This is a genomic window from Lentzea alba, from assembly GCF_047445655.1.
GTDB classification, from domain to species: Bacteria; Actinomycetota; Actinomycetes; order Mycobacteriales; family Pseudonocardiaceae; genus Lentzea; species Lentzea alba_A.
In genome coordinates, this window is sequence record NZ_JAJAEG010000017.1 from 72425 (window position 1) to 85493 (window position 13069).

At 68.3% G+C, this 13069-nt stretch carries 10 protein-coding genes and 1 tRNA gene; 6 read left to right on the top strand and 5 right to left on the bottom strand.

Annotated elements, in window-relative coordinates; translation table 11 throughout:
- Positions 1-4: 4 nt before the first annotated feature.
- Positions 5-89, top strand: a tRNA-Ser gene (locus LFM09_RS27320).
- A 50-nt stretch (positions 90-139) separates the two neighbouring features.
- On the opposite strand, the gene LFM09_RS27325 is transcribed toward LFM09_RS27320, so the two are convergent.
- The 4 genes from LFM09_RS27325 to LFM09_RS27340 all read right to left on the bottom strand — a co-directional run bounded on the left by LFM09_RS27325 (position 140) and on the right by LFM09_RS27340 (position 2575).
- Entirely contained in the window at positions 140-619 is a 480-nt protein-coding gene (locus LFM09_RS27325; RefSeq protein WP_414099416.1) for a hypothetical protein, read from the bottom strand.
- Positions 620-856: 237 nt separating this feature from the next.
- A complete protein-coding gene (locus tag LFM09_RS27330) occupies positions 857-1567 on the bottom strand; it encodes a class I SAM-dependent methyltransferase (protein WP_414099417.1) in 711 nt (236 codons plus the stop codon).
- Between the two features lie 166 nt (positions 1568-1733).
- Entirely contained in the window at positions 1734-2144 is a 411-nt protein-coding gene (locus LFM09_RS27335) for a VOC family protein (RefSeq protein ID WP_414099418.1), read from the bottom strand.
- 11 nt (positions 2145-2155) lie between these two features.
- Positions 2156-2575 (bottom strand): helix-turn-helix transcriptional regulator, encoded by a 420-nt coding sequence (locus LFM09_RS27340; protein ID WP_414099419.1) that lies wholly within the window; start codon positions 2573-2575, stop codon positions 2156-2158.
- Positions 2576-2639: 64 nt separating this feature from the next.
- Between LFM09_RS27340 and LFM09_RS27345 the strand changes: the two genes are divergently transcribed.
- The 4 genes from LFM09_RS27345 to LFM09_RS27360 all read left to right on the top strand — a co-directional run bounded on the left by LFM09_RS27345 (position 2640) and on the right by LFM09_RS27360 (position 11234).
- Complete coding sequence (locus LFM09_RS27345; RefSeq protein ID WP_414099420.1) at positions 2640-3779, top strand: cytochrome P450; 1140 nt, start codon at positions 2640-2642, stop codon at positions 3777-3779.
- A 193-nt stretch (positions 3780-3972) separates the two neighbouring features.
- The gene (locus tag LFM09_RS27350) at positions 3973-7062 is read left to right on the top strand and encodes an SdrD B-like domain-containing protein (RefSeq protein ID WP_414099421.1); all 3090 of its coding nucleotides are present in this window, start codon (positions 3973-3975) and stop codon (positions 7060-7062) included.
- A 71-nt stretch (positions 7063-7133) separates the two neighbouring features.
- Complete coding sequence (locus LFM09_RS27355) at positions 7134-10289, top strand: hypothetical protein (RefSeq protein ID WP_414099422.1); 3156 nt, start codon at positions 7134-7136, stop codon at positions 10287-10289.
- A gap of 195 nt (positions 10290-10484) precedes the next feature.
- Positions 10485-11234: a sulfite exporter TauE/SafE family protein gene (locus tag LFM09_RS27360; protein WP_414099423.1), complete on the top strand. Its 750-nt coding sequence runs from the start codon at positions 10485-10487 to the stop codon at positions 11232-11234.
- Here the strand turns inward: LFM09_RS27360 and hisC are convergent.
- Positions 11224-12291, bottom strand: a complete 1068-nt coding sequence (gene hisC, locus LFM09_RS27365) for a histidinol-phosphate transaminase (RefSeq protein WP_414099424.1) — start codon at positions 12289-12291, stop codon at positions 11224-11226. The genes LFM09_RS27360 and hisC overlap by 11 nt on opposite strands.
- A 76-nt stretch (positions 12292-12367) precedes the next feature.
- On the opposite strand from hisC, the gene LFM09_RS27370 reads away from it, so the two are divergent.
- Entirely contained in the window at positions 12368-13009 is a 642-nt protein-coding gene (locus LFM09_RS27370) for a dienelactone hydrolase family protein (protein ID WP_414099425.1), read from the top strand.
- Positions 13010-13069: the final 60 nt, after the last annotated feature.

Sequence of the window (13069 nt, forward strand, 5' to 3'; positions counted from 1 at the left end):
TCGTGGAAGCGTGGCAGAGCGGCCGAATGCACCCGCCTTGAAAGCGGGAGACGGGCAACCGTCCGGGGGTTCAAATCCCTCCGCTTCCGCAGCCGGAGCAGGGGCGGTGCACCAGGTGCACCGCCCCTTGTTCGTTCGATCAGAAGTGCGGGAGCACGAAGTTGAGTCCGGCTGCCCGGTGCTGGGCGCCGGTCGGACAGCGGCCGTTGTCCGTGAAACCCCAGAAGAACATTCCGTTGCATTTGTCGCAGAATCGCCAGTTGCGCTGGGCGGTGGGCGTTTCGGGCACGCTGTGCGGCAGTACGAAGTTGAATCCGGCCGCGTCGTGGCCGCCGCCCTTCGGGCACGCGCCGTCGGTGGAGCCGCCGCGCCAGAACATTCCGTAGCACTTGGCACAGAATCGCCAGTTGGCCTGGGAGGTCGGCGTTTCTGGAATGTCGTGGGGCAGGTTGAAGTTGAAGCCGGCCATGTTGTGGGCGCCGCCGGCCGGGCAGACGCCGTTGCCGGTGAAGCCGTAGAAGAACAGGCCGTAGCAGCGCGTGCAGAACCGCCAGTTGCTCTGGTTCGCCTGCGCGTGGACGTCGGCCTGGGCGGACAGCGCGCTGCCGGCCACAGCCAAGCCCGCGACGCCGGCGGTCAGTCGAATTGAATTGGTCAGGAACGCACGACGAGTCGAATTTGGTGAGCTCAACGGATCTCCCGGTTCCGGGGGTTGAATACATCAAAATCTAGCCATCTGTGCATGTGAGCGGTCAACGGAGACCTGAAAGTCCGCCCGTTCAACGGAACCTGTGAAGGATCGCCAAATAGCTGGCCAAAAGGTGGAGCCGGGGCGTACGAGCCCCGGCTCTCGAATCTAACGACGGGCGACGGCCAGCAACCGGTGGCTGCCGACCTCGAACGCCTCTCCTGAGGTGCCGCCGTACAGCGACACCGACGAGAACCCGGCAGCTCGAAGCATCCGGGTCAGCTCGCCCGCCGTGTAGACGTGCTGCACGCAGGTCGACTGCTGGGTCCGCTCACCAGCGGTGAAGGTGAAGTCGATCAGCAGCCGGCCCGAGGCCACGTCGTAGGAGTTGACCGCGACCACGTCCACGCCGCCCGCGGACATCTCCAAAGTCCCCGGCAACGCGGGCAGCAACGACTCCGCCGCGCAGCCGTAGTCGATGACGGCCACGGGTGCGGCCGCGGCCAGGTCGGACAAGAACCGCTCAGACCCGGAATGCGTGAGGTAGCCGAAGCTGTTGCCCATGCACAGGGCCATGTCGGCGACAACGCCGAACGAGGCCAACGACGAGACGTCGCCCAACCGCCAGTCCAACGAAGGTTCCAGCGCACGGGCGTGCGCGATCGCCTCCGATGAGATGTCGATACCGGTGACCGAGTAGCCGCGCCTGGCCAGCTCGATGGTGTGCCGGCCGCTACCGCACGGTGCGTCCAGGACGCGTGCGCCGGCTGGGATGAAGGACGTCACGAAGTCGATCTCGGCGGTGGTCTGGGCGGGCTGGACTGCGCCGCGCCAGAAGGAGTTCGCGAGGTCGGTGAAGAAATCGGTGTACCACGTCAACGTGGGTGCTCCTGGTGATTCGCACGGAAGATGAGCGAGGTGTCACCGGGCAGCAGTGAGCGCCCGGTGGGTTCCGGGGTGCTCATGGCATCGACCTGTCTCGTGAGTGAGTCCGCCAGCCTGCAGAACAAACTGAAGCACGCCGCTAGAGGAAGCGGAAGCGGATTTACTGCTGAACCGAACGCGGCGTGGAGAAGCGGATCATGTTGCCTGAGGGGTCGCGGAACGCGCAGTCTCGGACGCCGTAGAACTGGTCGATCGGCTCCTGCATCACCTCGGCGCCGGCTGCGCGCAGCTGCTCGAACTTCGCGTCGATGTCGTCGAGTTCGAAGATGAGGGCGTTCAGCGATCCCTTGGCCAGCAACGCGTTCAGCGCCTCGAAGTCGGTCGGCGGGAGGGGCGGGCCGATGCGCTGCAGGCCGATCTCGATGTCCGGCTGGTCCGCGGGGCCCACGGTCAGCCAGCGGTAGTCCTCCACGGACTCGTCGGTGCGGACTTCCAGGCCGACGACGTCGCGGTAGAACTTCAGGGCGGCGTCCTGGTCGTGGACGAAGAGGAACGTGTGCGAGAGCTTCATGGCACAGAACCCTAGGTAGGCCGCCCGCGAGGCGCTTCTCGAAACCTGCTCGGCCGCGTCAGGCCCTTCAGGTGGCAGCCGGGCACCGCGGCCAGCGCCTCGTGCGAACGGGCGCGGTAGGCCGACGGGGTCTCGCCGACCAGTTCGGTGAAGCGGGCGGAGAACGAGCCGAGCGACGTGCAGCCGACCTCCATGCAGACCTCGGTCACCGAGAGCTTGCCCAGGCGCAGCAACGCCTTGGCGCGCTCGATCCGCCTGGTCATCAGGTAGCCGTACGGGGTCTCGCCGTACGCCGCGCGGAACTGGCGGGCGAAGTGCGACGGTGACATCAGGGCGGCGCGTGCCATCGCGGGCACGTCCAGCGGCTTCGCGTACTCGCGGTCCATCAGGTCTCGCGCCCGGCGCAGGTGCGCTAGGTCTTCCGGCGTCACGCCCACAGCATGCCACCGGATTGGCGGCTCACCACGGCGAGCGGAGCCGCACTAGCGTCGAACGATGACATTCCCCTTTGCCACCAACGGAATCGATGCGGACGAAGAGCTCGGCACACTGCGCCGCACCAGTCCGGTGACCAAGGTGTCGCTGCGCACCGGTGGTGAGGCGTGGCTGGTCACGCGGTACGCCGACGTGCGCCAGGTGCAGGCCGATCCGCGGTTCAGCCGGAAGGCGGCCACGAAGCCCGGGACGCCGTCGGTCTGGCCCGACTTCCAGATCTCGCAGGGGCTGCTCTACCTCGACGAACCCGATCACAGCCGGGTTCGCAAACTGGTGGCCGCGGCGTTCAGTCCGCGGCGCATCGAGAAGCTGGAGCCGCAGGTCCAGGTCATCGCCGACCGGCTCGCCGACGAGCTGACGCCGCCGGCCGACCTGTTCGCGGACTTCGCCTACCCGTTGCCGCTGCTGGTGATCGCCGAGGTGCTCGGCATGCCCGCGACGGACCAGCACCAGTTCGCCGCCTGGATGAACGTCATCCTGGACGCGACCCAACCGCCGGAAGCGATCGGTGCGGCGTTCGGCGGCGTCTACGGCTACCTCGCCCAGCTCATGGCGATGAAGAAGGCGAACCCCGGCGACGACGCGCTCACCGCGTTGCTGCAGACCGAGCAACTCTCCGACGACGAAGTGCTCCACAACGTGCAGAACCTCGTCTTCGCGGGCCAGGAACCGACCTCGAACATGATCGCGAACGGAGTCGTCACCCTGCTGCGCCACCCGGACCAGCTGGCGCTCCTCAAAGCCGATCCCGACCTGACTCCCCGTGCCGTGGAAGAGCTTCTGCGCTACCTCCCGACCATCACCGCGAGCCCGACACGAGTGGCCGCTGTGGACGTCGAGGTCGGCGGCGTCACGATTCCGGCCGGCGACGCGGTGCTCACCGTCGAACGGTCGGCGAACCACGACGACGAGGTGTTCGAGGACGCCGCGAGGTTCGACATCACGAGGGAACCGACGCACCTCGCGTTCGGGCACGGACCGCACTTCTGCCTGGGTGCGGCCCTGGCACGCCTTGAGATCGCCACCGCCCTCCGCACGCTGATCACGCGTTTCCCGGAACTGAGGCTCGCGGAAGAGCAGCTCGAGTGGCTGCCGAACCGCATCGTCTACACCCCGCGCGAACTGCAGGTGACCTGGTGAAGGCGCTCAACACATCCGCCACCCCTCGCGTTGAAGATCCGAAAGGGGCCTTCGAACCGTCCGAAGTGGAGTGTTGATGTTGAAGAAGTCTTCCCATCGGTGATCGCCGTCGGGTAGCTTGCGCTGGTCTGCTGCACGCGTGCGGGGGCTTGACGTGCGCAGACATTCCATCCTGGGGTCTTTGGGGGATCCATTGTCCGAGAGATCGGTCAGCCGTGCCCTGCTCGGAATCGGCGCTCTGACCACTGCTGTCCTGCTCGCGTTCGGAGGCGCCACCACCGGCGCGCTCGCGCAGGAGCCGGAAACGCCCACGTCAACCGTGGAGCCGACACCGACTTCCACGCCGACTTCGACGCCTGAGTCCACACCGCCGAGCGAGCCCAGCACGCCGCCGTCGCCGCCGAGCGAGACGTCGTCCAGCACGCCGCCCGCGCCGCCCGCGCCGACGTCGGAGAACACGCCTCCGCCCGCCGCGCCCGAGCAGCCCAAGCCGCAGAAGCAGCAGGCTGAGCTGCCGAACATCAAGGTCACCGCGGCGATCGACAAGACGCACTACGCGTCGCACGAGCGCGTCCAGCTCACGCTCACGATCACCAACCAGAGCGCGTTCGCCGCCGAGAAGGTCACCGCGACCGCCTGGGGCATCCAGGTGCACCAGGACGAGTGGGGCGACTTCGCGTGGCCCGGCGTGACCCTCGCGGCAGGGGAGACCCGCACGATCACGGTCTCCGGCGCGATCACCTCGCTCAACGGTGACAAGCTCGACCTCAGCGGCTACGTGCTCGCGCAGGCCGGCGACGCCAACCAGAACGACAACCACTACCGCGTCAGCGCGACGGTCACGCAGACCGTCGGCAACGCCACCGGCGTGGTCTTCGCGGACGCCAACCGCAACGGCGTGCTCGACGCGGGCGAGCAGGTCGAAGGCGCCAAGGTCAACATCTACGGCGGCAGCCCCAGCGCGGAGCACCGCACGACGACGGACGCCAACGGCCGGTTCAGCTTCACGAACATCCCGAGCGGCTTCTACTACGCGAACTACGAACTGCCCGGCGGCTGGCTCGTGCACGGCGGCGAGGCCAACCAGTTCACCGTCGCCCCGAACCAGACGGCGGAACTGGTCGGGCACGCCCGGCGGCCGTTCTCGGAGATGCTGACCGCCTCCGGGTCGCTGGACCGGGAGACGTACGCGTACCCCGCGAAGGCCAAGATCTCGCTGACGCTGCGCAACACCAGCAGGTACACCATCAGCGGCATCCAGGCGGCGTGCGACCGCAGCGGCGAGGGCGGCGGCCTCGGCAACGGCGATGGCTGGGGCGACCTGCGCCACGACCGGCCGGGCATCACGCTCGAACCGGGTGAGGCCGTGTCGTTCGAGATCGTCGAGGACATCCCGGTGGCGTCGCGCGACCGCGGCACGGTGTGGCTGGGTTGCGACTTCGCCCCGAACGTCGGCTGGAACTCCGACGGTCCGTCGATCAGCGACTCGGCCACGGTGACCGGTGGCTTCGGCAGCACCGAGATGTCGTTCCAGCACGACAAGGACGGCGACAACGTGGTCGATCCCGGCGAGGAGGTCGCCGGGCTCAAGGTCTCGCTGAAGGACCAGCACAACGGAGCCGTCGTCGCCGAGGGCGTGACCGATCCGGCTGGTCGCCTCGAACTGACCGGGATTCCGGTCGGCACGTACTGGGCCGCGCTCGCCGGCGACTGGAAGTACTCGGACGGCGTTGCGGCGCACGACATGCAGGTGACCGGGTACGGCAGCCGCTACGGCTTCACCGTGGTGCCGGGCACGGCTGCCGCGAGCATGCGCGGCGTCGTGCGGTTCGAGCAGTCGCGCTACGAGTCGCACGAGCAGGTGCGCCTGTGGCTGACCGTCACGAACACCGGCGGCCAGACCGCCGAGCGCGTCCGGCTGATGTTCCAGCCGTCCGGACTGGAGATCGACAACAGGCTGTGGGGCGACTTCGGGTGGAACGGCCGCGGCCTGTCGATCCCGGCCGGTGAGTCCCGCACGTTCGAGGTCACCGGCAAGATCCGGGAGATCCAGAACGGCAAGCTGAAGGTCAGCGGCGTCATCGATCACGCCAACCTCCCGAACCAGAACAACAGCACGTTCTCCGGTGAGGTCGACGCGGTGCAGACGTACGGCGACGTCTCGGGTGTCGTCTACATCGACCACAACGGCAACGAGCAGCAGGACGCCGGCGAGGCGGCTGCGGGCGCCGCTGTCGAGATCGAGCACAGCTCGCCGTACACGGTTCACAAGCAGACCGCGAACGCCGACGGCCGCTTCGAGTTCAAGAACCTGCCGTCGGGCGACTACTTCATCCGCTACGCGCTCCCCGGCGGCTGGGTGGTGCACAACGACCGCGACGACACGGTGATCCGCGTGCAGCCGGGCAAGCCGGTCGAGCTCGTCGCTCGCGGCGAGCGGCCGTGGAACGAGACGCTCAGCGCGAAGCTGGTGCTGGACAAGGACGTCTACCAGGTCGGCGAGACCGCCAAGATCTCGATCACGCTGACCAACTCCGGAGACCGGGCGATCAGCGGGATCACCGCGCTCTGCAACGGGATCGGCGACGAGAACCAGCTCGGCTACTGGCCCGACAACCCGAAGGACTGGGGAGAGCTGCGCAAGCCCGGCAAGGGCGTCACGGTCGGTGCCGGCGAGACGAGGACGTTCGTCGCGACCGAGCAGGTGCCGCAGGCCGCGCTCAACTTCGGCACTGTGGTCGCCTCCTGCTACTTCGCGCCGTTCGCCCACAACAACAGTGACGGCGCGTACGCCTCCGACACGGCGCGCGTTCCCGGCGGGTTCGGGTCGCTGAAGGGCGAGCTCGCCTACGACCGCAACGGCAACCGCCAGGCCGAGGCGGACGAGTTCATCGGCAACACCCGCGTCGTCCTGCGCGACCGCGAGCTGGGTGTCGACGTCGCCGAAGCGTTCTCCGACGACAAGGGCCAGCTGCACTTCGAGCACGTGCCTGCCGGCGACTACTACGTCGCGTGGGTCGACGGGCCGTGGAAGTTCGACGGGGAGAACAGCGGCCACGTGCGGATCTTCGGCGGCGTCGAGGGCGGCTACTCGTTCTTCGTCGTGCCCGCCCCGCAGCAGCCACGTGCTGGCGACACCCCGCCTGCTCCGGCGGCCGGTGGTGGCGGCGGTGCGGTGCTGGCCAAGACCGGTGGCAGCGTCGTGGGCCTCGGCCTGCTCGGCGCACTGCTCGTGGCGTTCGGCTTCGGCGCCAGCGTGATCGGCCGTCGCCGGACGGCATAACGCGTAGGCCGGCGACGTGGGAGCCGCCGGTCACGAAGTCCCTGCGTCACAACAACGAACTGGGGATCCACATGTCAGAGAGATCGGTCAGCCGGGCTCTGTTGAGACTCGGCGCCTTCACCACCGTTGTCGCCCTCGCGTTCGGCGGCGTCACCACCGGCGCACTCGCGCAGGAACCGGAGACGCCGACGTCCAGCGCGGAACCGACACCGACGAGCGAGACGAGCACGCCGTCGTCGACGCCGGAACCGACGCCTTCGTCGGAGCCAGCGCCACCGTCGTCGCCGCCGTCGAGCGAGGCACCGGCGCCGTCCGTCGAACCGACGCCGTCGAGCACGCCCACCGTTCCCGTTCCGCCGGCGCAGCCCGACGCGAAGCCGGAGCAGAAGGCCGAGGCGAAGGCCGAGGTGCGCACGGTGGGCCCGCGTCCGGACCTCGCGGTGAGCACTTCCTTCAGCAAGCCGTCGTACCTGCCCGGCGAGGACCTGGTCGTCACGATCAAGGTCCGCAACGTCGGTGACGCGGCTGCGGACGGCGTGCGCTTCTCCCTGGACCGCGGGGACCTGTGGATCAAGTCCGGTTACGAGGACCTGCTCGCACGACCGGTCATCGCGGCCGGAGCGGAGCGTGTCATCACGCTCATCGCGGCGGCGGGCCACGAACAGGCGAGCAGCGCCTGGATCACCGTCAGGGCCACGGTCGACGGCGTCGCAGACCCGACGCCGGGTGACAACTCGTCGTCGGCCGACACGAAGATCCGCCAGGACCGCGGCACCGTGTCTGGCGTTGTTTACGTCGACGCGAACGGCAACGGCGCACCGGACGCGGGCGAAGGCCTCACCGGCCAGAGCGTCATCGTCGAGGGCGGCCAGCCGAGGGCGCACCGGTCAGCGACCGTCGACGGTCAGGGCCGGTTCTCCATCACCGACCTGCCGACCGGTGACTACCGGATCGTGCAGCTCGTCGGCAACCCGAACCGCTACGCGGTCAAGCCGGGTACCAGCCGGTTCGTCGTCCAGCCGGGCAGCGACACCCCGCTCAACATCTCCGCCGTGAAGCCTGCTGCGGACCTGCTCGGGGTCGAGCTCGCGTTCGACCGCGACTCCTACGCGAAGTCCGACCCGGTCGGCATCACCGTCAAACTCACCAACAAGACCAACGCGCCGCTCCCCGGCATCGTCGCCGTCTGCAACCCGTACGGCGACTCGCCCGGCTCGATCGACGGCGTCGGCGGGGACTGGGAAGCGCTCAACCCGGACGGCTCCGGTGTCACGGTGCCCGCCGGTGCGACGACGGTGCTCTCGATCACCGACGCCGTGCCCGCGGACACCACCGGTGGCGTCAGCATCGCCTGCAACTTCGGCAACGACGGCCGCGCCACGTTCGGCTACGTCGGTGGTTCCGACTATGCGAACGTCACCGGGATCATCGGCCGGGCACGCGGTTCGGTCGCGAACGCGGAGACCGGTCAGCCGATCACCGGGCAGAACCGCATTGCCGTGCTCGACCCGGTGACGCGCAAGCCGCTCGGCAGCGCGGAGCTCTTCCCGAGCGGCAACTGGGAGCTCTGGAGCAGCGTTCGGACCGGCCCGGTCGTGTTCGTGGTGCCCGGCCCGTGGAAGCCGAAGGACGGCAAGGAGTTCACCGCGGACATCAAGGCCGACGAGACGATCACCGTGCCGGTGTTCGAGGTCGTGCCGGGTCCCGAGGTGCCGGACCCGTCGAAGGTTTCCCCGGACGTCGCGGTCACCGCGTCGTTCGACAAGACCACCTACGACGTCGCCGACCTGGTCCAGGTGACGGTGAAGGTCGAGAACAAGGGCACCGCCGCTGGCTACGTCCGGTTCGTCGAGGACACGCCGACCCCGCAGGACTCGCTGCGCTACGACCGGCGTCAGTGGGGTGCCTTCAACGACTACCTCAAGCAGGTCGTGCTGCAGCCGGGTGAGAGCCGCGTGCTGACGATCACGGGCACCGTCCTGTGGAACACCGCGAAGACGGTGTCCTTCCAGGCGCGGTTCGAGGTCTACGGCGACACCGACCTGTCGAACAACAAGGTCGCGGTTTCCGCCGACGTGCAGGCCGTGACGGGCAACGCCGAGGTGCTGGCCTACGCCGACAAGAACATCAACGGCAAGCACGACGCCGGCGAGGAGCTCGCGGACGTGCAGGTCACGTTGGGTGGTGTCGGCACCGCGTTCTACCAGGACAAGCGCACCGACGCCGCCGGCAAGGCCCTGTTCAGCGACATCCCGATCGGCACGTACTACACGTTCTCGGAGCTGCGTGACGGCTGGGTCGTCGACGGAAGCACCTACGGGTCGATCAGTGCGGGCGCGACGACGACGTTGGAGCTCAAGGGACGGCGTCCGTTGTCTGACAAGCTCTCCGCGTCGGTGAACTTCGTCAAGGACGCGTACGCGCCGGGTGAGAACTACGAGCTCGACGTCACGCTCACGAACCGCACCGGTGAGGACCTGCCTGCGGTGAAGGCGTTCTGCAGCGGCGCAGGCGAGCCTGGCGAGATCTACAACTGGGGCCCCGGCTGGGGACCGCTGGAGGGTGAGGTCGGTGCCGGCGTCCCGCTGAAGGACGGCGAGACGCGCACGTGGCGGGTCTGGGGCGCGCAGCCTGAGGAGGCGCCGCGGATCGGTTACGCGTACATCGGCTGCATGTTCGGCCCAGACCCGTACGTCAACGGCGCACCGCACGCCAGGGATGACTTCCGGGTGCCCGGCCAGCGTGCCGGCGCGCTCGGCAGGCTGGTCATCGACGACCCGAACAGCGGGGACGACCCTCCGGCGCCCAGGATGACCGTCGTGCTGGTCGACCACATGTCCCAGAAGGTCGTCACCCGCACGATCACCGACGACCAGGGCCGGTTCCAGGTCTTCAACCTGCCGGTCGCCCGGTACGACCTGGTCGTTCCCGGTCCGTGGAAGGTCGAGTACCACCGGATGAACCCGTACTTCCACGTCCGGGTCGGCGAGGACGACAGGGAGCAGCTCGTGCACCTCGTGCCGGGTCCCGAGGTCGAGGATCCGGGCTATCCGTTGCCCGAGGACGAGACCCCCGGCACCAACGTCCCGCCCGCTCTTGGCGGCGGTGGCAGCGGTGACGCGCTGGCCAAGACCGGTGCCAGCGTTCTGGGTCTGGGCCTGCTGGGCGCGCTGCTCGTGGCGTTCGGCTTCGGTGCCAGCCTCATCGGGCGACGCCGACTGGCATAACTGAACATCTACCTAGCTCTCTAGAACCCAAAATCTGGGACTAGGAAGGGGCAAGTCGACGAAAAGCGTGTCGACTTGCCCCTTCCTAGTCGGGCCGGCACTCACGCTGAGTGCCGGCCCTGTTGTCATAAGCGCCACACTTCGCTGCTCCGATCGGAGTGTTAGCGTCGCTAACCATTGGGTACGGGGGTGAACATGACGGTCTGGGAAGCCATCGCGGTGGTCATCGCGGGCGTGTTCGCCGGCGGGATCAACACCGTCGTCGGCAGCGGCACGCTCGTGACGTTCCCCGTGCTCCTCGCCGTCGGCTACCCGCCCGTCGTCGCGAACGTCTCCAACAGCCTCGGTCTCGTGCCCGGCTCGCTGTCCGGCGCGTGGGGTTACCGCGATGAGCTGAAGGGGCAGAAGTCCCGCGTCGCCCGGCTGCTCCCGGCGTCGATCCTCGGTGGCATCGTCGGCGCGATCCTGCTGGTGACGTTGCCGGACAAGGCGTTCACCGCGATCGTGCCGGTGCTGATCGTCATCGCGCTGGTGCTCGTGGTCATCCAGCCGTGGCTCAACCGCAAGCTCGCGCACAAGCAGGGCCACGACGACGGTGGCGTGCTGCTGTGGCTCGGGGTGTTCGCCGCGGGCATCTACGGCGGCTACTTCGGGGCCGCGCAGGGCGTGCTGGTCATGGGGATCATGGGCGTGCTCGTCAACGAGCACCTGCAGCGGATGAACGCGCTGAAGAACGTGCTGACCGCGTTCGTGAACCTGGTCGCCGGCGTCATGTTCATCTTCATCGCCGACGTGGCGTGGCTCGCCGTGCTGCTGCTGGCGGTCGGCTCGGTGGTCGGCGGCCAGATCGGGGCCAAGATCGGCCGCAAACTCCCACCCGCCGTGTTGCGCGGCGTCATCGTGGTGGTGGGAGTCGCGGCGATCGTTCAGCTGCTCATGAAGTGAAGGAGCGCGCGGCTGCCAGGAAAGCTTCGTTCTCCTCCGGCTCGCCGATCGTCACGCGGGCGCCCTCGCCCACGAACGCGCGCACGATCACCTTGTGCGCCAGGCAGTGCTCGTTGAACGCCGCCGTGCGCTCGCCCAGCGGCAGCCACACGAAGTTCGCCTGGGTCTCCGGCACGTCGAAGCCCATCGCCAGCAGCTCGCCGCGCACGCGCGTGCGTTCCGCGACGATCGCACGGCAGCGGGCCATCAGCTCGTCCTCGGCGTCCAGCGAGGCCATGGCGGCGACCTGCGCGATGGCGTTCACGGAGAACGGCACGTAGACCTTGCGCAGCGCGTCGGCGACGGCCGGCTGCGCGACCGCGTAACCCACCCGCAGGCCCGCGAGCCCGTACGCCTTCGAGAACGTCCGCAGCACCGCCACGTTGTCGTGACCGGCGGCCCACTGCTGCTTCGCCAGCTCGACGCCGTCCGGGACGTGCGCGTCGTCGACGAACTCCTTGTACGCCTCGTCGAGCACCACGAGCACGTCGCGCGGCACCTTCGCGATGAACGCCTCGATCTCCTCGGTGCGCAGCGCGGTGCCGGTCGGGTTGTTCGGGTTGCAGACGAAGACCATCCGCGTGTTCGGCGTGATCGCCGCGGCCATCGCGTCCAGGTCGTGCACGTGCTCGTCGGTCAGCGGCACCCGGATCTGCTTGGCACCGGAGACGTGCGTGACGATCGGGTAGGCCTCGAACGACCGCCACGCGAAGAGCACCTCGTCGTTCTCGGTGCAGGTCGCCTGGACGAGCTGCTGGCACAGGGTCACCGAGCCGCAGCCGAGCGCCACGTGGTCGACCGGGACGCCGAGCTTGTCCGCGATCCGGCCGGTGAGTTCAGTGCAGCCGTTGTCGGGGTACCTGTTGACTGCGGTGGCTGCTTCGGCGATCGCCTTGACGACGCTCGGGAGCGGTCCGGCGGAGACCTCGTTGCTCGCGAGCTTGATGGCGCCGGGGATGGTCCTGCCGGGGACGTAGGACGGCAGGGACGCCAGGTCAGCACGGGTTCGCACGCTCATGCACCCGATCCTCGCATTGCTCCGTCCGATTGGTCACGTTGACTGGAGTTCACCCCGGCGTGGAAGGGTAAGAAACATGACCACTACCCGCATCGAGACGCTTTCCCTCACCGACGGCCGTGAGCTGCGGGTGACGATCGCCGAACCCGACTCCGCTGTGCGGGGCGGGCTCGTGGTGCTGCACGAGGCCCGCGGCATCACCGAGGGGGTCCGGTCGCTCGTCAGCAGCCTGGCCGCGGAGGGCTGGCTCGCCATCGCGCCGCACCTCTACGACGCGGACCGCGTGCACGGCGAGGACATCAGGGACCAGGTCAGCAAGCTGTCGGGTGACCGCCTGCTGGAGGACACCGATGTCGCGTTCGTGTGGCTGGGGCAGCAGGGCGTGAGCGCGGACCGCATGGGAGTCGTCGGTTTCGACACCGGTGGCACGGTCGCGATGGTGGTCGCCGCGAGCCGCACGATCGGTGCCGCCGTGACCGTGCAGGGACCCGGCATCCTCGAGCCGCTCTCGGACGGCCTGCCCGCGCTGGTGGACGTGGCCGGTGACCTTTCGTGTCCGTGGCTCGGCATCTACCGCGACGACGACTCGGAAGAAGTGAGCAAGCTTCGTGATGCTGTGATCAGCTCGGAAACCGCGTCCGATCTGGTCCGTTTCGACGTTTCCAGTGACGAAGCGTGGGCTCGTGCGTTGAACTGGTTCGACGCACACATGAGGTAAGAGTCTTTACGGCGGATTGGAACCGAACCGTACTCCAGGTACATCTAAGGGATGCTTCGG

Coding starts and splice junctions, on each gene's coding strand:
- LFM09_RS27335 (WP_414099418.1), bottom strand. CDS start 2,144: ATGAAGCTCTCGCACACGTTCCTCTTCGTCCACGACCAGGACGCCGCC.
- LFM09_RS27345 (WP_414099420.1), top strand. CDS start 2,640: ATGACATTCCCCTTTGCCACCAACGGAATCGATGCGGACGAAGAGCTC.
- LFM09_RS27355 (WP_414099422.1), top strand. CDS start 7,134: ATGTCAGAGAGATCGGTCAGCCGGGCTCTGTTGAGACTCGGCGCCTTC.
- LFM09_RS27360 (WP_414099423.1), top strand. CDS start 10,485: ATGACGGTCTGGGAAGCCATCGCGGTGGTCATCGCGGGCGTGTTCGCC.
- hisC (WP_414099424.1), bottom strand. CDS start 12,291: ATGAGCGTGCGAACCCGTGCTGACCTGGCGTCCCTGCCGTCCTACGTC.
- LFM09_RS27370 (WP_414099425.1), top strand. CDS start 12,368: ATGACCACTACCCGCATCGAGACGCTTTCCCTCACCGACGGCCGTGAG.